General features: G+C 36.0%; 18 protein-coding genes. 15 read left to right on the forward strand and 3 right to left on the reverse strand.

What is annotated here, in order from left to right; genetic code table 11:
• The first annotated feature begins 118 nt into the window (after window positions 1-118).
• The 8 genes from A5866_RS14100 to A5866_RS14135 all read left to right on the forward strand — a co-directional run bounded on the left by A5866_RS14100 (window position 119) and on the right by A5866_RS14135 (window position 8,878).
• Window positions 119-1,042 carry a signal peptidase I gene (locus tag A5866_RS14100; RefSeq protein WP_086445063.1) on the forward strand — a complete coding sequence of 308 codons (924 nt, stop codon included), beginning with the start codon at window positions 119-121 and terminating at the stop codon, window positions 1,040-1,042.
• A 68-nt stretch (window positions 1,043-1,110) separates the two neighbouring features.
• Window positions 1,111-2,361 carry a hypothetical protein gene (locus A5866_RS14105; protein WP_086445062.1) on the forward strand — a complete coding sequence of 417 codons (1,251 nt, stop codon included), beginning with the start codon at window positions 1,111-1,113 and terminating at the stop codon, window positions 2,359-2,361.
• 54 nt (window positions 2,362-2,415) lie between these two features.
• Window positions 2,416-3,150 (forward strand): LPXTG cell wall anchor domain-containing protein, encoded by a 735-nt coding sequence (locus A5866_RS14110; protein WP_086445061.1) that lies wholly within the window; start codon window positions 2,416-2,418, stop codon window positions 3,148-3,150.
• A 16-nt stretch (window positions 3,151-3,166) separates the two neighbouring features.
• Complete coding sequence (locus A5866_RS14115) at window positions 3,167-4,009, forward strand: BsaA family SipW-dependent biofilm matrix protein (RefSeq protein ID WP_086445060.1); 843 nt, start codon at window positions 3,167-3,169, stop codon at window positions 4,007-4,009.
• Window positions 4,010-4,021: 12 nt separating this feature from the next.
• Window positions 4,022-4,642 carry a hypothetical protein gene (locus A5866_RS14120; RefSeq protein WP_086445059.1) on the forward strand — a complete coding sequence of 207 codons (621 nt, stop codon included), beginning with the start codon at window positions 4,022-4,024 and terminating at the stop codon, window positions 4,640-4,642.
• A gap of 117 nt (window positions 4,643-4,759) precedes the next feature.
• Window positions 4,760-7,840 (forward strand): hypothetical protein, encoded by a 3,081-nt coding sequence (locus tag A5866_RS14125; RefSeq protein WP_086445058.1) that lies wholly within the window; start codon window positions 4,760-4,762, stop codon window positions 7,838-7,840.
• 105 nt (window positions 7,841-7,945) lie between these two features.
• Complete coding sequence (locus A5866_RS14130; RefSeq protein WP_176332592.1) at window positions 7,946-8,113, forward strand: hypothetical protein; 168 nt, start codon at window positions 7,946-7,948, stop codon at window positions 8,111-8,113.
• A 63-nt stretch (window positions 8,114-8,176) separates the two neighbouring features.
• Window positions 8,177-8,878 carry a recombinase family protein gene (locus A5866_RS14135; protein WP_086445057.1) on the forward strand — a complete coding sequence of 234 codons (702 nt, stop codon included), beginning with the start codon at window positions 8,177-8,179 and terminating at the stop codon, window positions 8,876-8,878.
• Between the two features lie 89 nt (window positions 8,879-8,967).
• Here A5866_RS14135 and A5866_RS14140 read toward each other — a convergent pair whose 3' ends face one another.
• The 3 genes from A5866_RS14140 to A5866_RS14150 form a co-directional block, all read right to left on the reverse strand.
• The gene (locus tag A5866_RS14140) at window positions 8,968-10,119 is read right to left on the reverse strand and encodes a pyridoxal phosphate-dependent aminotransferase (RefSeq protein WP_086445056.1); all 1,152 of its coding nucleotides are present in this window, start codon (window positions 10,117-10,119) and stop codon (window positions 8,968-8,970) included.
• 98 nt (window positions 10,120-10,217) lie between these two features.
• Window positions 10,218-10,940: an amino acid ABC transporter ATP-binding protein gene (locus tag A5866_RS14145; protein WP_086279766.1), complete on the reverse strand. Its 723-nt coding sequence runs from the start codon at window positions 10,938-10,940 to the stop codon at window positions 10,218-10,220.
• On the reverse strand, window positions 10,933-12,396 hold the full coding sequence (locus A5866_RS14150; RefSeq protein WP_086445055.1) for an ABC transporter substrate-binding protein/permease: 1,464 nt from the start codon (window positions 12,394-12,396) through the stop codon (window positions 10,933-10,935). The genes A5866_RS14145 and A5866_RS14150 overlap by 8 nt, the downstream gene beginning before the upstream one ends.
• Window positions 12,397-12,619: 223 nt before the next feature.
• Here A5866_RS14150 and A5866_RS14155 point away from each other — a divergent pair, with 223 nt between their 5' ends.
• The 7 genes from A5866_RS14155 to A5866_RS14185 all read left to right on the forward strand — a co-directional run bounded on the left by A5866_RS14155 (window position 12,620) and on the right by A5866_RS14185 (window position 20,772).
• Window positions 12,620-13,708, forward strand: a complete 1,089-nt coding sequence (locus A5866_RS14155; RefSeq protein ID WP_086445054.1) for an iron-containing alcohol dehydrogenase family protein — start codon at window positions 12,620-12,622, stop codon at window positions 13,706-13,708.
• Window positions 13,709-13,935: 227 nt separating this feature from the next.
• Window positions 13,936-15,081 (forward strand): tRNA guanosine(34) transglycosylase Tgt, encoded by a 1,146-nt coding sequence (tgt, locus tag A5866_RS14160; RefSeq protein ID WP_086279775.1) that lies wholly within the window; start codon window positions 13,936-13,938, stop codon window positions 15,079-15,081.
• Window positions 15,082-15,163: 82 nt separating this feature from the next.
• Window positions 15,164-15,526: a preprotein translocase subunit YajC gene (yajC, locus tag A5866_RS14165; RefSeq protein WP_086279778.1), complete on the forward strand. Its 363-nt coding sequence runs from the start codon at window positions 15,164-15,166 to the stop codon at window positions 15,524-15,526.
• Between the two features lie 61 nt (window positions 15,527-15,587).
• A complete protein-coding gene (locus A5866_RS14170) occupies window positions 15,588-15,896 on the forward strand; it encodes a post-transcriptional regulator (protein WP_086279781.1) in 309 nt (102 codons plus the stop codon).
• Window positions 15,897-16,085: 189 nt separating this feature from the next.
• Window positions 16,086-18,683, forward strand: coding sequence for a bifunctional acetaldehyde-CoA/alcohol dehydrogenase (gene adhE, locus A5866_RS14175; RefSeq protein ID WP_086445053.1), 2,598 nt, complete (start codon window positions 16,086-16,088; stop codon window positions 18,681-18,683).
• 92 nt (window positions 18,684-18,775) lie between these two features.
• Window positions 18,776-19,207 (forward strand): GNAT family N-acetyltransferase, encoded by a 432-nt coding sequence (locus A5866_RS14180; RefSeq protein ID WP_086445052.1) that lies wholly within the window; start codon window positions 18,776-18,778, stop codon window positions 19,205-19,207.
• A gap of 389 nt (window positions 19,208-19,596) precedes the next feature.
• Window positions 19,597-20,772: an RtcB family protein gene (locus A5866_RS14185; protein WP_086445549.1), complete on the forward strand. Its 1,176-nt coding sequence runs from the start codon at window positions 19,597-19,599 to the stop codon at window positions 20,770-20,772.
• Window positions 20,773-20,887: the final 115 nt, after the last annotated feature.

Below are 20,887 nucleotides of genomic sequence, written 5' to 3' on the forward strand. Positions count from 1 at the left end.
GGAAATATTAATAATTAAAATATATATTTATTTTGTCGTTCTTTTTTTTATGATAAAAATCAACGTAAAAAATTGTCAGTAAACGACTAATATTTAACGAAATGAAAGGAGATTGTGTATGCCGAGAAAAACGCCTGTCCGAAAGAATATTCGCTCTAAAGACGAAAAGGCAAGGCAAAGTACTCCAGAACGTTTACGAGGTCGTCAGATATATGCGAATTCTACTAGAGCATATTTGGAAAATGAACGATATGAACAACGTACTATAAAAAAACGACCGCGACCAACTGAACAAAGGTCTCGCAATGATTTTTATGAAAACTCTAGAGGTTTTGAATATCCAGAAACACCTCATCAAAGAAGACCACGTCGGTCGATTCCTACAAGGAGAACAAGCGATGAGTATTATAAAGGACCTCAATCTCCGCAGCCTAGTGTAAAAAGTCCAGGTGTATTGGTATTTTCTTTCTTTAGTAATTTAGTTTTTTATGGTGTTACGATTGGAATCATCATTATGGCAGTTATGTTTTCATTCAGTTCAAAGTCAACAGCATCAATTTTCGGTTATCGTTTTTATACAGTTTTGACTAATTCTATGGCTCCACAAGAAGAGGGGCCAAAAGGCGGATTCTATGCTGGAGATATCGTCATTGTTAAACTTATGGATGGTGATCAGATCAAAAAAGATGATATTGTAACGTTTGCAGTTGGAGATGGGACACGTTATTTGACTCATAGAATGGTCGAGCGGAAAGAGGAATTAAATGGAGAAAAAGGCAATTACCTTGTTACTAAAGGTGATGCGAATAAAAGCAATGATCCACCAATAACAGCAGATCGAGTATTAGGTAAAGTCGTGTTTGCTGTGCCAAAGATAGGCAATGTTATAGAGTTTGCTCGAGAAGAATTTTGGGCCTGTCTGGTTTGTATTCTCTCGTTGTATGGTTTCTTTTTAGTGCTGAAATCCTACCTGTTTACGTCAGAGGGAGAACAAATTAGGAAAAGACATAGGGAACGACCAAGGTATGAAAGGCAATATTAACACTTTGCTTTAACAATTATCTAAAGCAAGTGAGAATATACATTATATTTATAGGAGGATTATTAAAAATGAAAAAAAACAAAAAGAAAAAGTTGGTAGCGGCTTCTGGATTAGCATTGTTGGCTTTTCTAGCGGGGACATTTGCTTGGATCAACTCACAGGATCAAAAGATTAACCGTGTGGATGCAGCTGCAATTAAAGATGACAGTGTCACGGTGGAAGAGACTTGGAAACCTCAAGACATTATTCCAGGAACAGAAGCAACGAAAGAAGTAGCTGTTAAAAATACTGGGAATGTGCCGGTATTTGTCCGTGTATCGTATGAAGAAGTCTTGAAGCATTTGACAGAAAAAGGTGCTGTGACAAGTCGGGATAATGGATGGACGGTTAGTGCTACACCAAATCCGTTAGCAGATGATATTCCTGTTGAATATGACGGAGATAAGTATGTTACACAAACAAATGACTATAAAGATGTGACCAGCAAAGTTAAAGATGCTAAGGCAGCAGCTTTACCGGCTGGTGTAAAAGTATATGCCAAAGGATCAGTTACTAAGAATCCCGTGACAAGTGCCGAAGTTACGACGTTCAATTATTCAGCATTTTTTGAATATGCCCCAGGTAAATACCAAGCAATGGAGACAGATGTAAAGGTAACTGGTGGAAATGTGGAAGGATCTCTAGTAGAAAATTGGGACTTTACTATGTCTAAAGCTAAATATTCAGTTTATAGTGGCGGATACAAATATGCAGTAGCGAACTGGGCAGCAACTTCTCTAGAAGGTGCATCTCCAGAGTCGACAAATGCTAAAGCTTCCCTATTAGGAAGTGCAGGTAAAAAATATGATATAGATTACGATTATACGATTGCAGCTTTAGGTCTTCCAGCTATTCCAGCTGTGACAGTAACAACAGCTGCTGATCAAATCCCAGTAGCTAATTCAGAGAAAAAAGGTGTTCAAACGGATAAAGCCGCTTTAAACGTTGGTGGAATCAATATTGAGTACGGTGTAGATATGGGAACAACGGCTGATTTGAAAAATGATAAATGGGTTTACAACAATGAAGATGGCTATTTCTATTTCACTAGTCCACTTAACTCAGGTGCAACAACACCACAGTTATTGAAAAAATTAATCTTTACAAATGCAATTGGAAAAGAATATACAAATGCAACTTATGATTTGATTGTGAAAATGGAAGCTATTCAAGCAACTAAAGAAGCTTTATCAGATAACACTGGTTGGAACTTGAACGGGGCTGATGGTTCAGAAACTAAAAAAATCACAACCTATTTAGATGGGCAAGCAGTAAGTTAATTCTAATTGCTGGAAGTGAGAATTAAGAAGTAATGAATAGGAAGGGGAAAAACGATGCAGCAACGATCAATGCGAAAACGTCTATTATTTCTGGTTTTGTATAGTTTTTCATGTATTTTTATCACCTTTACCAGTGGAACGCTATTAGCGGTTGCCAGTCAAACCCTTCCTCCAGGGGTGGTCATTGGTGATGAGACAGGAATATCCGCTTCTTCTGAAGGAGAGTATTATGTTGATTTACCAAATGTCTTACCTGGAGAAAGTTATGAAAAGACTATCACGATTCGTAGTATGGATGTAAAAGAACCCTTTGAGTTAGGAATAGTAGTTACGCCAGATTCATCAAAAGGAGTAATCGATTTTAACAAACAAATCAAATTGACTCTGTCTCTTGATGAAAAAAATATATATCAAGGTCCCTTATTGGGAAATGGAGAATTTGACTGGACGGTTCAGCCGTTAATACTAGGCGTTTGTGAGTATGGAAAAGATCAAATTTTAACGGCAGTATTTGAAGTAGATAAAGACCTGACATTGGCAGATTATAAAGAAGATAGTCAGTTACTTTATCATTGGACATTCGTTGCAACAAAAAACCAGCCTAAGCCAATAGATCCCAAAGATAGTAGTTCACCTTTACCAACTAAGGTAAAACCTAAAGGGATGTTTCCAAGGACAGGTGAAGAAATCAAAAATCTGATTTATAAAACATTGGCCGGACTTTTGCTAGTATTAATTGCAATTTTATTATGGAAAAAACGTAAGGAAGAACAAGGTAAGGTTGGTTAGAGGAAGGAGGAGACAAATGAGTAGAGGAAAAAAAATATTGAAAACAATTAATCAAACTAAGCCTTTTTTAGCAGTGTTTTCTGTATTTTTAAGCCTGCTGCTTGTAGTAGGAAGTACTTACGCATGGATTACTTATAGTGATGAGAAAATCAACTCTAGTAAGCCCAACACTAAAAAACTTTCTGCAACAATCGATGAAGTTTTCACTCCAAATCTACAATGGGTGCCGGGGGAAAAAACGACAAAGAAACTATCAGTGGAAAATAATGGACAAATACCCGCTATTGTTCGGATCTCTTTATATGAATATTTTGCTCAGTTTGAACTTGATATGACTGATGGAAAAGGAAATGGCAGTCCGAAAATTGCGGCTAATTCTAGTGGGACTGATATAAAAATAGAAGCTGTGTCTTCGTGGCAAAAAGGTCGTACATATAAGATAGGTCCAAATAAATATTATACTGCATCAGAAGTTCATAAAGGGAATACAAAAAATCCAAAGACAGCCTATGTCTATAAAGGTGAACGACCAGTTGAGGGACTTAAATATTTAACGATTCAATTCAATGATCATGAAATTTATGATGAACAGAATAAACCAGCAGCGGGAATAAAGAATTATTGGTATTACTCAGATGGTTATTTTTACTATTCAGATGTGCTACAACCAAAAGAAAAAACGAAACAACTGATTCAGAGTGTCACATTAGATAAAAACATACCTAACACGTACAAAAGTTCTTTATATCAATTAATTCCAGTCATGGATGCTCATGATATTACAAAGTCGCTATTAGGGGATTGGAAAATTACGCCTAAGTCATATGTAGAAGGAATGTATCGTGAAGAAGTTCGTTAGGAGGAAAGGAAGATGAAACACAAGCAAAAATTTGTGCATATCATCTGGATAGTACCTGTGTTTATCGTATCCTTAATTATGGGAAGTGTAGCTGCTTACGCTGCGATGATGGTGAGAGAAGAGAAAGCAAATCTTTTTCAGATTGGGAATCTACAAACTAAAGTGAATGAAGTTTTTAATGAACCAACAACGATTTTACCTGATACCTCGGTTGAAAAAAAAGTAGCGATAGAAAATACAGGGACGATTAATCAGTTTGTTCGAGTTATGATTCAGCCGGAAATTCGTATAGAAAATAGCGGAAACACTCGTCTGCTACCTTCAAAAGTCGGAACAGAAGTTCTTTTAGATATGAATAGTACGCATTGGAAACTAGGCGAAGATGGGTATTATTATTATTTGAAAACGTTACAACCAGGTGGGGCAAATAGTACTGAAAAACTATTTACACAAGTAACTCTAAAAAAGGAATTAGGGATAGAATATCATAAGGCGAATTTTAATTTGTTGGTAAAAGTTGAAGCTGTAAATTGTGCAAAGTATGCTTATCGTGATGCTTGGTGGCAAGGAACTGTACCTAGTACTAAAGAACTGAAAGCAATCGATAATCAACTAGCTAATAAAGCAGATTAGAGATAGGCACATGGAATTGTTATTCCATGTTTGCCTTTTTAAATCCAACACTCATGAAATGAGTGTTTTCCATGAAGAAATCATTGATTTGATGAGTATTGAAATAAGGAGGATAAAATGAAAAAGAGACGGGGAAATAAATTTAAAAAGAATGTAAAATGGGTTTTAGGTTTAGTTACAATTCTTTTTTTGATTGGTACTTATTTTTTTGTAAACCAGAATATGATGAAAGCATCTTCTAAGTTAGATAGTGGTGATTTCAAATTAACCACTGAAAATAAATGGAGTGAAGAAAAGCAAAAAAATTATACAGCATTAGAATGGGATAAAATAGAAGAGCTGAGTCAGTCAGGGTATCAAATGTATCAATCTGAAGATGGGAAAAATTGGAACAGTCGATCCTTAAATTATGGAAAGACAATTACTGTTTTAAATATTTACCCTGATGAGTCTGGCTCCAATATACTTGAAAATTGGATGAATGAATTGAATCTAAAAACTGAAGATGGGAATAATTTGATTCAAATTATTCCAGTGTCGTTAGAAAATTATAATAAAAATCCAAACAAGTATTTGAAAGATAGTGAAGGTGAATATAAATATGATGTTTTAATGTTTGGGTTTTGGAATGAAAATAATGAATCAGACATTAGCGAAGAAGCAGCTGAAAAAACAAAGATGTTTATAGAGACTGGAAGAGGTACATTATTCAGTCATGGTACGGTAGTTAATCAGAAACCTGTATTTTATGCTAATTTTAAAAATTTGTTAGGTTTAAAAAATACTCAAGAAAAAAATCTAAAAGAATTTGTTGAAGCAAAATTGATTAATGATGGCCACTTAATGAAATATCCTTTTGAAATGGAGAAAGACATTATCTTAAATATTCCTAGGACCCACAACAGTGAGCTCCAAGATAATAATGTGGGAACCACTTGGTTTGAATTTATCAATTCTACCGAGGATCAGACGAGTCAGACTCTTGATTCTAGACTAGAAGATTGGTACCTGAAAACAAATAACAATGTTGGGATGATTCAAACTGGACACTCTACTGAACAGGTAACTACGGATGAAAAAAAAGTAATAGCAAATACATTATATAATTTAGCGGAAATAACATTAGACAGTTTTGCTAATGATCAAACAGTTAAAGATGATCAAGCGCCAGAAAAGCCTAAAGTCAATATAGGATGTGGCGAAGATAATAATTTGATTGTTAAAGTGGATGCTGTTGACATTGGTAAAGAGTATCAGCGTTATATAGAAGCAACGACAAAATCAAATGGGATAAAAAAATCTAATATTGTAAAAGAAACAGTCAAAAGTAATATCAACGGCTATTTTTATGAATTAACAGATTCAGCAACTTCAAACTTAGAGCAAAAAGTAGAAAGTTACAAAGATTCATATGGTAGGATAGCAGTGGAAAAATATGATCAATATGTGGCACCAGATGAAAATCTTCTTGAGTATGAAACGCAGAGTGAGTTTAACATACAAGAAGAGAAGGATTCAGAAAAATATTTACATGTAATAGCTGTGGATCGCGCTAACAATGTTTCGGAAGTAAGTAGTCAACAAGTTAAAAACCTAGCTAGAGAGATTGATTTCAAAATTGAACGTACAAAAAATGAAGCAAAATTAGTTGGACTTACTATTAATAGTTCTCTAGACAATAAAATGGAGTCTTTGGAAATTCGTATACCTAAAAATACAGCTATCAAAGGTTTTGATACGTTAGTCCTTCCAACAAAGTGGTATTCTTTCGAAAATAGTGAAACTGTCGATCAAGATTCTTTCACGTTTGTTATTAAAGAAAAGAATGATTTGGCAACGATTATGAAATTCTTGAATGAGCTTAGATTTTTAATCCAATCTCCAACTAATCAACAAGGCAATATCCAGATTATTCTTCACGAAAAAATTTACACGTCTTGGATAGATCCGGAAGGGAAAACGCACTATTATAGTTTTGAGCCTACTGTGTTAAATTGGAATGATGCATATAATGCCGCAAAGGAAAAAACTTATAAAGGGTTGAAAGGTTACTTGACCACGTTAACATCAGAAAGTGAACATAATCACGTATATGATAATATTGCAAAAAAATCTGGCTGGTTAGGAGGAGCAAGGACTGTAAAGAAGAGTGGTGGGAAAATAAATGATGAACAAAAAATTTCTTCAAACCTTGCAGATTTTGATCACAGTCAATCAAACTGGTATTGGGTTAATGGACCAGAAGCAGGCTTAGTTTTTTATGATAAAAAAAGATATACCGAAGGTGGAAAAGCGCCTAATGGTGTATACCAAGGATTTAATAACCCAGTGAGCGGCGGAAATTTGGCGGAACCTAATAATTCTGGTAGTGGGGAATCAGTATTAGAATTTGCACAAGAATCACTAAGCAAATATTGGAACGATCTTGCTATATCTAACCAAAGATTTCGTACAGGGTACTATGTTGAGTATTCTGAATATGGAGGCCAAAAGGAAGGCATTGAACCAACTGATGTTTCTTGGGCGAATGAAATACCTCAAACAGTTTCGTTAAAAGCATTTGATGACAAAGGAAACCCCTTGCCAGTGGGAAACCTTTCATTTGAAAATAATCTAACAATCAATAAAAAAGAAGTTGTTACACCAATAGACATTGATTTCTATGATTTTATCAAGATGACAAACATTACAGGCGACGTGATAACTCCGCTTGAATACACAATCAGGAACACCTTCCAGGAGGGACGTTTGATTTATAGTAATCGTAAGCTGACAGTTCATGCTCGCCAAGTTGTGATGAATAAAAATGGTCAAGTGGTTCTTCCAAAAAAAGGGTTTGGAAGATTAGAAACTAAAACACCAACAGGTGAAAATAAAAGCGAGTTTCCGTTATCTATGGTTTCAAGCGATAATAATAATGCCCTTTTTGATACCTATATTATTCGTTACCAAATTAGTGAACCAATCTATACGTTTATACCTATGATACCTATGAATTATGAATTGGTCGGGTATGTGCTAACGACTACTAATCAACAACATAATCCAGGAAGCAGTACTCAAATACCCATTCAAGTTGACGTATCAAAGACTTCTGAGTTTTGGTTGACAACCTATATTAAACCAGTTTCAACGCAACCCTCTTTCCATCACTGGGAATATAAGGAAAATAAATTCGGAACAATTAAGATTGAATAAATGTAAAGAAGGTCGTATGAAGATATCGTCAAATCAAAAAATAATGACTTATAGATACAGTAGGAATAACTTAAATCTAAATAGAGTGGGTAGGAGTGACGAATAATGTATTTATTGTTAGCTGCTTTAGGGAGCATTATTTTTATTCATAGTATACTACTTATTTTCGTCATCCAAAAAAATGCAGAGATAGCAGGTAGGCTTGATCAGATTGATAGAAGAAGACCTTCTTCCAAATTAAATAGACAAGCTGTTTCTTCAAAAAAGAAATAAGTATATATAGCAGATAGTCTATGAACAAAAGAATAAACCAATGAAATGAGGAAATAAGTAAGGATGAATCTAGGATATGCTCGTGGAAATAGATTAAATCAGCAATTTGATTTTTTAGAAGAATATCAAGTAGATGAAATTTTTTCAGATGACAATCGTAGCTATGAAGTATTTCAAGATCCAGAAAGTGACTATCAGAGATTGTTGGATTATACAGAGCCGGGGGATTGTTTAGTCATTGCTTTTTTAGAAGTGATTTCAAGAGACTATCAAATATTACTCCAATTTTTTGATGAATTGGAGGAGCTAGGCCTAGAAGTGATTGTGTTGACTTCACCAGAGTTGACGCTAGTTGAGTGGCGGGAAGTCCTTTTATGGATCGATAAAAATGATCGGTTATTGCATCCACGTTTGATCAAATTAAAATTGAAGCAAGAAAAGAGTAGAAATAAGGACACCTATTCTGTGTTTAGTAAGGATAAGGACGCTAAGCAGTTATACCGTGACGTGATGTGGCAATTGTTTGGAAAACGGAAATTGAGAGTGATTGCTGAACAAAAAGGTGTTCCAATCGAAACGATTTATCGGATCCAGCAAGAACTTAAACGGGTGAAGTTAGCTGGTATTTTAGCAATGTGTTTCTTTTTAGCAATTGCAACACTCAAAATAACTGAAAATTTTTCAGATAATTTATGGATTCAAATAGTTGTGTGTGTTAATACAACAATCGCTATTCTGTATAATACTTTGGCTGATGATGAGTAGAGTCGTGGTGAAAGCTGAAAAATTAACTTAACGCAAAAATAGTTTTGCTGCTTCCTGTATCTTAATGGAAGTAGCAAAACTATTTTAATTTAAAAAGTCATTTTTTCAATTCGATTAAATGCTTCCTTCAAAGTATCAATATCTTGTGTTGCAGCTAAACGGACATAATCATCACCAGTTGTCTCGCCAAAGGCTTTTCCGGGAATCATTAACACATTGGTTTCTTTCAAAACTGTTTCAACAAAAGGTACAGAGGTCAACCCTGTTTTAGAAATGTTGATAAATGCATACATGCTCCCTTTGACTGGATGTAGTGAAAGAAAAGGGATTTTCGCAATACGTTGTTCTAAGTACTCTAGTCGTTCTTTGAATACAGAGACTACAGTTGGTATCAAAGATTCAGCATGCTTTAATGCGTAAATACCTCCTTGTTGAGAAGGGCTTGGAGCCGAATAAGTGATACTTTCATTGATCAATTTTGCGGCATTGTTGATATAGTCAGGTGCAATCATATAGCCGATCCGCCAGCCAGTCATTGCAAATGCTTTAGAGAAGCTACTGAATGTAATCGTATTGTCAGGTGCAAAAGTAGCCATTGGGACAAAATCATCATAAAAGCAAAATGCTTCATACACTTCATCTGAAAGAATATAAAAATCGTGTTTGATCGCCAATTCAGCAATCGCTTTAAATGTTTCAGGAGAAAAAACGGCTCCAGTAGGATTGTTTGGTGAATTGATAATAATCGCTTTTGTTTTATCCGTGATGGCAGCTTTCAAAACATCAATATTAATTTGAAAACCATCCTCTTCATAAGTTGGAATAAATACTGGTTTACCACCAGCAAAAATCACTTGATCTTTGTAGGGTGAAAAATAAGGTTCATGAATAATGACTTCGTCTTCAGGATCTAACAATACTTGTAATGTTAAATACATGCCATGTAAAGCACCAACAGTTGCTCGAACTTGATCAGGTTTAAAAGATAAACCATATTGTTTTCGATAAAAGGCAATAACTGTATCGATAAATTCCTGACTCCCGCCAGAAGCGGTATATTTTGTGTGTCCGTTTTTAACATCTGTAAAAGCGGCATTAATAATTCGTTCATCTGTAATCAAGTCGGGATCGCCGATCGATAGGTCCAGTAAATCAGGTACTTGTTTTGCTAAAGTGGCAATATCCATTAAGATATTTTCAGCAGGTTGTTGATGTTTCTTTGAAATATTTAGTCGATCCATTTTGTTACCTCCAATTACTTGTTGCTTAACTTCATTCTATACTATTTTTTTAAGAGGGCAAAGTAAGTTTTTCTACTTACTTTGCCCTCTTGTAGTTTTTACAACACTTTTCTTAAAAAATCTTGTGTTCTAGGATTTTTCGGTTGACCGAAAATTTCTTCTGGGGTGCCTTCTTCTTGTATGATTCCAGCATCCATGAAAATCACACGATCGGCAACTTCACGGGCGAAGCCCATTTCATGTGTTACGACAACCATTGTCATCCCCTCAACGGCCAAAGCTTTCATAACGGCTAAAACTTCACCAACCATTTCGGGATCTAGTGCAGAAGTTGGTTCATCAAAAAGCATTACATCAGGATTCATCGCTAGTGCTCGAGCGATGGCTACCCGTTGTTGTTGTCCACCAGATAAACTGGAAGGGTAGCTAGCAGCTTTATCTTTCAAACCCACTTGTTCTAATAAAGCCAGAGCTTTTTCTTTAGCTGCTTCTGGGGTTTCCTTTTTGACTTTGATGGGACTGATTGTCAAATTATCTAAAACTGTTTTATGAGGAAACAGATTGAAATTTTGAAATACCATGCCCATTTTTTGACGAAGTGCATCAATGTCAGTATCTTTATCTAATAAATTTTTCCCTTCAAATTCAATTGTTCCGTCAGTTGGTTGTTCCAATAGGTTTAAACAACGTAAGAAAGTACTTTTTCCGCTACCGGAAGGGCCGATGATCACGACAACCTCACCAGCGTTTACATCTAAATCAATGCCTTTTAAGACTTCATTTTTTCCGAAGGTTTTGTGCAAGTTTTTAATATTAATCACTAGTACTCATTCTCCTTTCAGCAACACCTAGTAGGCGAGAAATGGTAAAGGTTAAAACAAAGTAAATCAATGATACCACTAGATAAGGTAAGAATGGTTTAAAGCTGGCGCCTTGAACATTGCCGGCTTGGAAAATCAATTCTGAAACCCCAATAACAGAAACAACAGAAGATTCTTTAATTACTGTTACAAATTCATTCCCTAGTGCAGGTAAGATATTTTTGATTGCTTGCGGTAAAATAATGTAGCGCATGGCTTGTGGTTGATTCATACCGAGAGAACGAGCTGCTTCTAATTGTCCTTTATTAACAGCGTTGATTCCAGCACGAACGATTTCAGCAACATAAGCACCACTATTTAATGCAAGAGCGATACAACCAGCAGCGATTTTTGATAAATCAAGACCCAATACGCCTGTACCAAAATAAACAATAAATATTTGGACTAATAAAGGTGTTCCACGAACATACTCAATGTAGCAAATCGCAATACCACGTAAAATTTTAGATTTAGAAAGTTTCATTAAGGCTAGTAAACCACCAAGTATGGCACCAAATAATACACCCATAAAGGCTAAGAAAATCGTATAGCCAGCACCACTGATATAGAATTTACCATATTTACCAAGGAAGCTTTGATCATCTGTAAACATCAATTTACCGGCTTCTTTTTTATAACCATCTAATAAATTATTGTCATTGATCGTTTTGATCGAAGCGTTGACTTTTTGTTCTAAAACAGGAGCATTTTTAGGAATGGCTACCGCTGTATCTTTTTGTCCTTGTTCAAACGTAACATCAGCAAAGGTTAAGGCTTTATCACGATCGACATAAGCTTCAGCAACTGGACCTTCTAAAACTGCAGCATCAACTTTTTTATTTTTTAAGTTCATGATGATGTCGGGTACTTTTTGTAAAGAGGTTGGAACCGAACCGACTAATTCTGTTTTTGCCAGCTCTTCTTGAGTGGTTTGCTTTTGAACACCAACTTTTACCCCATCAAAATCTTTTGTTGATTGGAATAGATCTTGGTCGTCTTTTCTAACAACAACTTTTTGCTGAACGGTCATATACGGTGTTGAAAAATTAACTTCTTGGAGACGTTCAGGTGTGGGCGCCATGCCTGAAATAATTAGATCGATTTTACCAGTTTTTAATGCACCTAATAATGCATCAAAACCCAGTTCTTCAATTTTCAATTTAACACCTAGATCATCGGCGATTTTTTGTGCGATTGAGATGTCAAAACCAACGACTTGGTCTTTGCCATCAACGTCTGCATGGAATTCATACGGTGCATAGTCAGCAGATAGTCCAACAATCAATTCACCACGTTTCATGATACTGTCGTAGACAGGATCGGGTTCTTCGGCTAGAGCGGTTGTTACTGGTAGAAAAGTGAGTAATACCAGTAATATGGGAATAATAATGGCTAAGGTTTTTTTACATAATTTCATTTGTTCTTCTCCTTTATGATAGAATGATAACGGTCAAGTAGATTCAATTGTTGTATTTTTCAATAAATATTCTAAAAAACGTGTATAAATGTATAAAAATTTATTGTTTTCGGATGTGTTTTATCATATCATAGATTAAGGGAAAGGAAAAGTGAATTTTATCAAGAAGTTAAAAAATTTTGCTTTTGCATAAAAATAAGTAAAAAATGAAAGGTTGAGACAGATGAATCAATCATTGATAGTTAGAGGAGCGCCACAGGAGTATGAATGCCGTGTTGGTGCTTGGGATGATTTAGAAGAACATTTAAATAGAAGAAAGCTTAAACGTGTTATGATTTTACATGGGCAAGCTTCTTGGGCAGCAGCCAAATCCTATTTTCCTACATTAGTGAATATTGATGCACAGTTTGTAGATTATGGTGGTGCCTGCACAGATGAGAAGACAGTTGAATTGAAACAACTATTTGAACAAGAAGGGTTAGAAGGAATTATCGCAGTTGGTGGCGGGAAAATTGCGGATTTAGGTAAAGCGGTGGCAAACCAATGTAATACACCTATCTTGATTTTACCGACATTAGCGGCAACATGTGCGGCGTATACACCACTAAGTGTGATCTATAAAACTGATGGTTCTATGGATCGCTATGATGTATTTGCTCAAAGTAATGCATTAGTTTTGATCGAACCTAAAGTTATTCTTGATTCACCTATTGAGTTGATGATCGCAGGTATTGGTGATACTGTGGCTAAATGGTACGAAGCAGATGCGATGATTTCTCAATTAGCGGTACAGCCAATCGAAATCCAGGTTTCTGCTTTTGCAGCCAAAAAATGTCGAGATGTTTTACTGGCTGACAGTCAAGAGGCGCTTGTTGCTATGAAGCAGAAAAAAATCAATCAAGCTTTTTTAAATGTAGTGGAGACGAATATCTTACTTGGCGGAATGGTTGGTGGCTTTGGTGATGATTATGGGCGGACTGCTGGGGCACATTCAATTCATGATGCATTGACGATTTTACCTGAAAGTCACCACCAGCTACATGGCAATAAAGTGGCTTACGGTGTTTTTGTCCAGTTAGTGATCGAAAATAAATGGTCAGAAATCGAACAACTAATTCCGTTTTATCACAGTCTTGATTTACCAATTTCTTTAAAAGAGATGAATATGAATTTATCAGAGGATGATTATCAGTGCGTTGCTGAACGTGCTGCTGAGTCGCATGAAACCATTCATTATATGAAAGAAAAGATTACGCCTGAAATTGTGAAAACAGCAATGATAGAACTTGAAACAGCAATGAGCGATAAATAAGAGCCGTTAAAAACCTTGGAGCTGGATATTTTTTTATCTAAGCTCCTTTTATTGTAAATCACAGCAACTGCTTGCCGAGCTGACGAGGCACAATGCTGATAATCGAAGAGAGAGGCGTTTCATTTGTCTAAGGATATCCTAAAGAAAGCCTGCAAAACCTTGCAAATACGAACAAAAAAAAGTATGATGAGGAAAGTGTAAATTTGCAAAAGAAAGTAGGAGAATGAATGACAGAACCAGCCATTCGTTATCGTTTAATAAAGAAAGAAAAACATACTGGTGCCCGTTTAGGGGAGATCATCACCCCCCACGGAACATTTCCAACACCAATGTTTATGCCTGTAGGAACGTTAGCGACAGTAAAAACCATGTCACCAGAGGACTTAAAAGAAATGGGAGCCGGAGTGATTTTGAGCAATACTTATCATTTATGGCTACGTCCCGGCGATGATCTAATTGCAGAAGCTGGCGGCTTACATAAATTTATGAATTGGGACCAACCGATTTTAACAGATTCTGGCGGTTTCCAAGTATTCTCGTTAAGTGATATGCGTAAAATCACAGAGGAAGGGGTTCATTTTAGACATCATTTGAATGGGTCTAAATTATTCCTTTCTCCAGAAAAAGCAATCAATATTCAAAATAATCTAGGCTCTGATATTATGATGAGTTTCGATGAGTGTCCGCCGTTTGATGAAAGCTATGATTATGTGAAAAAATCAATTGAGCGTACGTCACGCTGGGCAGAACGTGGATTGAAAGCTCACGCCAACCCAGATCGTCAAGGATTATTTGGCATCATTCAAGGTGCTGGATTTGAAGATCTACGACGCCAAAGTGCCAAAGATTTGATCAGTATGGATTTTCCCGGCTATTCGATCGGTGGTTTATCTGTTGGTGAACCAAAAGCTGAGATGAATCGTGTTTTGGACTTTACAACGCCTTTGATTCCTGACAATAAGCCAAGATACCTAATGGGAGTTGGAACAGCTGATTCGTTGATTGATGGGGTCATTCGTGGGATTGATATGTTTGACTGTGTATTGCCGACGAGAATTGCCAGAAATGGGACTTGTATGACCTCTAAAGGTCGACTTGTCGTTAAAAATGCGCAGTACGCAAGAGATTTCCGTCCGCTAGATGAGAAATGTGATTGCTATACGTGTAAAAATTATACTCGTGCTTATATCCGTCACTTGATCAAAGCGGATGAAACATTTGGTATCCGTTTAACTTCTTATCATAACTTGTATTTCCTATTGAATTTGATGAAACAAGTCCGTCAAGCGATCATGGATGACAATCTACTAGAATTTAGACAAGCATTTTTTGAAGAATATGGGTTTAACAAAAAGAATGCGAAAAGTTTCTAAAAAAATAATCAAAAGACTAGTGTTGTACACGAAATTTTGTTACAGTAAACTAGTGAATATAGGATAGAGAGGTGAATAGATAATGGGCGGAGGACTTTCGTTTATTTTACCATTAATTCTTTTAGCTGGAATGATGTTTTTTATGACACGTTCCCAAAAGAAACAACAAAATGAACGTCAATCACTTTTAGAAGCAATGAAAGTGGGCGATAATATTGTAACGATTGGTGGATTACATGGTGTGATCTCTGAAATCGACAATGACAAAAAAACTGTATTGATCGATTGTGAAGGAATCATCCTTGAATTTGATCGTGCAGCAATCAAAACTGTAAAACCAGGTACTGTGGTTACAAATGACAGTGACGTTACAGTTGTTGAGACAGAAGAAACAGTTGTTGAAGAACCAACAACAACTTCTGATAACGATGAAACGAAAGAATAAATTCCAGCTTGCTGGAATTTTTTCTTTCTAAATCTATTTAGGCTTCATACATAGTATAGGTATAGGTTTTAGAAAGAGGGCGAGAACCATCGAAAAGTTATCTTGGCACCAAAAATTCTTATTAAAAAAAGAATTAAAAATAAAATGCCACACTTTTCAACAGCTTGGTTATTCATCAGTTAACGAGACAGAATTGATGAACTATCTTGTTTCTTATCGTTGGAAAAAGCAAGCTCCACCATCGATCAAAGCGTGTCGAGAAGACATTTTACATATTGAGCCAAACGAATTTTTCGATTACCAGCAACTAATTGCACAAACAAGTAGTCTGACAATCAAAGATTGGCAAGACCTAACGGATCTATTCTAATGAAGAATAGATTCTTTTTTTCTTTTTGTATAATAAAAAGCGCTTACTTGAAAAAATGGATAAAAAAGTCGTTAAATGTGAAAAAAATCACAATAAAACTATTTACAAGAAAAAAATAATGTTGTATGATGTTTATGTGAAATAGTTAACAAACAAAAATAAATTATATATTTTTCTAGGAGGATCACAATGGCTAAAACAATGAAGAAAGAAGATACCAAAACAACTGATGTATCAGCGATGATCGACGAGTTGGCAAAAAAAGCAAATGTTGCTTTAAAAGAAATGGAAGACTTCGATCAAGAAAAAGTTGACCACATTGTGCACCAAATGGCAATGGCGGCATTAGACCAACATATGCCTTTAGCAAAAATGGCTGTGGAAGAAACAGGCCGTGGGATTTACGAAGATAAAGCAATTAAAAATATGTACGCTTCTGAATATATTTGGAACAGCATTAAACATGATAAAACAGTCGGTGTAATCAATAAAGATGACCAAACAGGATTGATTGAAATCGCTGAACCAGTTGGTGTAGTTTGTGGGGTAACACCAACAACGAATCCAACATCAACAACTATTTTTAAAGCCTTGATTTCAATTAAAACACGTAACCCGATCGTATTCGCGTTTCACCCAAGTGCGCAAAAATGTTCTGCAGAAGCTGCTCGTATCGTTCGTGATGCAGCCATCAAAGCAGGTGCTCCTGAAAACTGTGTACAATGGATCGAACAACCATCACTAGAAGCAACTTCTGGTTTGATGAACCATCCGGGAATCGCCATCGTTTTAGCCACTGGTGGTGCAGGTATGGTGAAATCAGCTTACTCAACTGGTAAACCAGCATTAGGAGTAGGACCTGGTAATGTCCCTTCTTATATTGAAAAATCAGCTAAAATCAAACGTGCAGTAAACGATTTGATTGTTTCAAAATCATTCGATAATGGGATGATTTGTGCTTCTGAACAAGCTGTGATCGTAGATAAAGAAATTTATGCAGCTGTTAAAGCTGAATTTGAAGCACATCAAGTGTACTTCGTAAAACCAAATGAATTACAAAAACTTGAAGATGCAGTAATGAACGAAGGTAAATATGCAGTTAATCCTGCAATCGTTGGTTACTCTGCTGAGCACATCGCTGATCTAGCAGGGATCAAAGTACCAAAAGGAACAAAAATCTTAGTTGCAGAAATCGAAGGAGCAGGTGCTGAATACCCACTTTCTCGTGAAAAATTATCACCAGTTCTTGCAATGATGAAAGCAAAAAATACAGACCATGCCTTTGACCTATGTGAAGCAATGCTTGAATTAGGCGGCCTAGGACATACTGCTGTGATCCATACAGAAGACGAAGATTTACAAGTGAAATTCGGTTTACGCATGAAGGCTTGCCGTATCTTGGTAAACTCTCCATCTGCCGAAGGCGGAATCGGAAATATCTACAACGAAATGATTCCATCATTGACATTAGGTTGCGGATCATATGGTAAAAACTCTGTCTCTAAAAACGTATCTGCTGTCAACTTGATCAACGTCAAAACTGTAGCGAAACGGAGAAATAATATGCAATGGTTTAAATTACCACCAAAAATTTTCTTTGAAAAAAATTCATTACAATACCTACAAAAAATGGAAAATGTTGAACGTGTTATGATCGTTTGTGACCCAGGTATGGTTCAATTCGGTTATGCTGATACAGTTCGTAAAGAATTACAAAAACGTAAAAATGATGTTCAAATCGAAGTTTTCTCAGCTGTAGAACCAAACCCATCAACAAATACAGTTTACGCTGGAACAAAAGTGATGGTTGATTTTGAGCCTGATACGATTATTGCTTTGGGTGGCGGATCTGCAATGGATGCAGCTAAAGGAATGTGGATGTTCTATGAGCACCCAGATACAGAATTCTTTGGAGCAAAACAAAAATTCTTGGATATCCGTAAACGTACGTACAAAATCGACAAACCAGTTAAAACACAGTTTGTATGTATTCCAACAACATCAGGTACGGGTTCAGAAGTAACGCCATTTGCGGTTATTACTGATAGCGAAACACACGTTAAATACCCATTAGCAGATTATGCATTGACACCAGATGTTGCGATCATTGATCCTCAATTTGTAATGTCAGTTCCAGCTTCTGTAACAGCGGATACTGGTATGGATGTCTTAACACATGCAATCGAGTCTTACGTTTCAGTTATGGCTTCTGATTACACACGTGGATTAAGCTTACAAGCAATCAAATTAGTCTTTGAACACTTAGAAAACTCAGTGAAACGTCCAGATGCTGAAAGTCGTGAAAAAATGCATAATGCATCAACAATGGCTGGTATGGCTTTTGCCAACGCATTCTTAGGAATTTGTCACTCAGTAGCACATAAAATTGGTGGAGAATATGGGATTCCTCACGGACGTACAAATGCGATTTTATTACCGCATATCATCCGTTACAATGCCAAAGATCCTTCAAAACATGCAATGTTCCCTAAATATGATTACTTCCGTGCAGACACAGATTACGCTGATATTGCGAAATTCTTAGGTCTTAAAGGAAAAAATACAGCAGAATTAGTGGATGCATTAGCAACAGCTGTTTACGATTTAGGTGTATCTGTTGGAATCGACATGAACTTGAAAGCACAAGGTGTGACACAAGAAATTCTTGATTCAACTGTTGATCACATGGCAGAATTAGCGTATGAAGATCAATGTACAACAGCAAATCCAAAAGAACCGTTGATCAGTGAATTGAAACAAATCATCATTGATGCCTACAATGGTTAATTGAATAAATTAAGAAGAGTAGCTGAAAAGTTGCTCTTCTTTTTTTATTTAGCAGTATAATAAAAGTAAAAGATGCGAAGGAGTGGGACAAAATGATTATTAGAGCAGTAAAAATAGAAGATGCCAAAGCAATCAATCAGTTAAATACGTACCCGTTAAATCATGAATATCCACTAGAAGATGCTAAAAGACAATTGATCTATTTAGTATCTTCGCCAACGAATCAATTATTTGTAAGCGTTATAGATGAAAAAGTAGTTGGTTATATTCAGTTAAGTGAATATGTTTGTACTTATGGTCCCAAACTGATGAATATTATGGCGCTTGTTGTAAATGAAGATATTCATGGTCAAGGGATAGGCAAATCATTACTGAATCATGCCGAACTGTGGGCAAAAGAAAACAATGCTGAAGGTATTCGCTTAAATTCAGGTGTTGAAAGAACGAAAGCGCATAAATTTTACGAACATCAAGGATATAAAAGAGTTAAAAACCAAGTGAATTTCAGAAAATTGTTTGATTAAAGAAGATATAAATAGCTGGCGTAATGAATAAAATTGTCTATTGACAAAGTAAATTATGAAATGCTACCATGAATAAATAACAAAGAAGAAAGGAGGGAGCAAAATGACAATGAGTCAATTCAAAATATGTAAAAGTCAGAAATGGGTTGTAGAGCTTTATCTTATATTGAAGCAATGGCAAAAGTTATTTTTGCTCTCTTTCGGTATATAGAGCTATTTAAGTTAAGTTCTTAGATAGATAACCGTCAATCATTTTTGATTGGCGGTTTTTTGCTGAAATTTTATGGAGGTGAATCCAATGAGTGGAAGAAAAGGAAACAAACAAAGCGGCTAAGGAATGCGGCCGACATTTTGCATTCCAGACAATAAAAAGAGAACGAGGAATCAGAATGTTAACAATTAAAGGGAAATATAACGAAGCACAAGTATTCACAGACATGTTAGATGATAATACGATCGGACAAATTATGTCTTTATGTAATCAAGAATTTGCTAAAGAAAGTCAAATCAGAATCATGCCGGATACTCATAGCGGCTCAGGGTGTGTGATTGGCACAACGATGACGATCAAAGACAAAGTAGTTCCTAATTTAGTCGGAGTTGATATCGGCTGTGGCTTGCATGTTGTGAAATTAAACAAATCGATTAAAACAAATTTTGATAAATTAGATCGAATCATTCGTACCAGAATCCCTAGTGGTTCTAAGTCACATGATAAAAAACAACATGAGTTTGAATTAGGAAAGATCCATGCGCCGATCCACAAAGGTTGGGCTTTAAGAAGTTTAGGGACACTTGGTGGTGGCAATCATTTTATTGAAGTGAACGAAGGAACAGATGGTTTATATTTAGTGATCCATAGCGGCAGTCGTGTTTTAGGCAAAGAAATCGCTGAATATCATCAAGAAGTAGCCTATCAAAAGTTATCACAACAAAGAAAAGCTTTAAAAATAGCTGCAACTCACGCGAAACAAAAGGGTGATACTGAAAGAGCTCATGAACTACAATTAGCACGAGAATCAGTAAAAATGCCCTATGAGCTATCGTATGTAACCGCAGATGATTTAACGAACTACCTAGAAGATATGAAAATTGCACAAGCATATGCCGCTATGAACCGTAAAATCATGGCTGAAACAATTCTTAAAGGCATGAAATGGAAAAAAGCTGTCATAGAATCGTTTGATTGTCCTCATAACTATATTGATTTAGAAAACAACCTTCTGAGAAAAGGGGCTGTCTCTGCCAAGCTTGGTGAAAAAATCATCGTACCCTTGAATATGAAAGATGGTAGTATTTTAGCGACAGGCATTGGCAATCAAGATTGGAATCAATCAGGTCCTCATGGCGCAGGAAGACTATTGAGTCGCTCACAAGCCAAGGCAAAAATCAGCTTAGAAAGTTATCAGCATGCTATGAAACATGTCTGGACGACCTCTGTTTCAAAGAAAACGATCGATGAAGCACCCAAAGCGTATAAGCCAAAGAAACAACTAATGGAAGACGTCAAAGAAACAATGATTATTCAAGAAGTGATTCGACCACTGTATAATTTCAAAGGGTGACAAAAAAGACAAGAATATTTTTAAAACAGCTAAAGCTTCTATTATAATAAAAGACAGAACAGATCTAGTTGAAAAGACCGCGAAAATCAGTTTTATCAAGAAAGGATGATCCAAG

Origin of the sequence: Enterococcus sp. 12C11_DIV0727, from assembly GCF_002148425.2 — a bacterium.
Taxonomy (GTDB): domain Bacteria; phylum Bacillota; class Bacilli; order Lactobacillales; family Enterococcaceae; genus Enterococcus_L; species Enterococcus_L lemimoniae.

What these genes read in the sequence shown, in the direction of transcription:
- A5866_RS14100 (WP_086445063.1), top strand. Translation starts at nt 119, where the DNA reads ATGCCGAGAAAAACGCCTGTCCGAAAGAATATTCGCTCTAAAGACGAA.
- A5866_RS14105 (WP_086445062.1), top strand. Translation starts at nt 1,111, where the DNA reads ATGAAAAAAAACAAAAAGAAAAAGTTGGTAGCGGCTTCTGGATTAGCA.
- A5866_RS14110 (WP_086445061.1), top strand. Translation starts at nt 2,416, where the DNA reads ATGCAGCAACGATCAATGCGAAAACGTCTATTATTTCTGGTTTTGTAT.
- A5866_RS14115 (WP_086445060.1), top strand. Translation starts at nt 3,167, where the DNA reads ATGAGTAGAGGAAAAAAAATATTGAAAACAATTAATCAAACTAAGCCT.
- A5866_RS14120 (WP_086445059.1), top strand. Translation starts at nt 4,022, where the DNA reads ATGAAACACAAGCAAAAATTTGTGCATATCATCTGGATAGTACCTGTG.
- A5866_RS14125 (WP_086445058.1), top strand. Translation starts at nt 4,760, where the DNA reads ATGAAAAAGAGACGGGGAAATAAATTTAAAAAGAATGTAAAATGGGTT.
- A5866_RS14130 (WP_176332592.1), top strand. Translation starts at nt 7,946, where the DNA reads ATGTATTTATTGTTAGCTGCTTTAGGGAGCATTATTTTTATTCATAGT.
- A5866_RS14135 (WP_086445057.1), top strand. Translation starts at nt 8,177, where the DNA reads ATGAATCTAGGATATGCTCGTGGAAATAGATTAAATCAGCAATTTGAT.
- A5866_RS14140 (WP_086445056.1), bottom strand. Translation starts at nt 10,119, where the DNA reads ATGGATCGACTAAATATTTCAAAGAAACATCAACAACCTGCTGAAAAT.
- A5866_RS14150 (WP_086445055.1), bottom strand. Translation starts at nt 12,396, where the DNA reads ATGAAATTATGTAAAAAAACCTTAGCCATTATTATTCCCATATTACTG.
- A5866_RS14155 (WP_086445054.1), top strand. Translation starts at nt 12,620, where the DNA reads ATGAATCAATCATTGATAGTTAGAGGAGCGCCACAGGAGTATGAATGC.
- tgt (WP_086279775.1), top strand. Translation starts at nt 13,936, where the DNA reads ATGACAGAACCAGCCATTCGTTATCGTTTAATAAAGAAAGAAAAACAT.
- yajC (WP_086279778.1), top strand. Translation starts at nt 15,164, where the DNA reads ATGGGCGGAGGACTTTCGTTTATTTTACCATTAATTCTTTTAGCTGGA.
- adhE (WP_086445053.1), top strand. Translation starts at nt 16,086, where the DNA reads ATGGCTAAAACAATGAAGAAAGAAGATACCAAAACAACTGATGTATCA.
- A5866_RS14180 (WP_086445052.1), top strand. Translation starts at nt 18,776, where the DNA reads ATGATTATTAGAGCAGTAAAAATAGAAGATGCCAAAGCAATCAATCAG.
- A5866_RS14185 (WP_086445549.1), top strand. Translation starts at nt 19,597, where the DNA reads ATGTTAACAATTAAAGGGAAATATAACGAAGCACAAGTATTCACAGAC.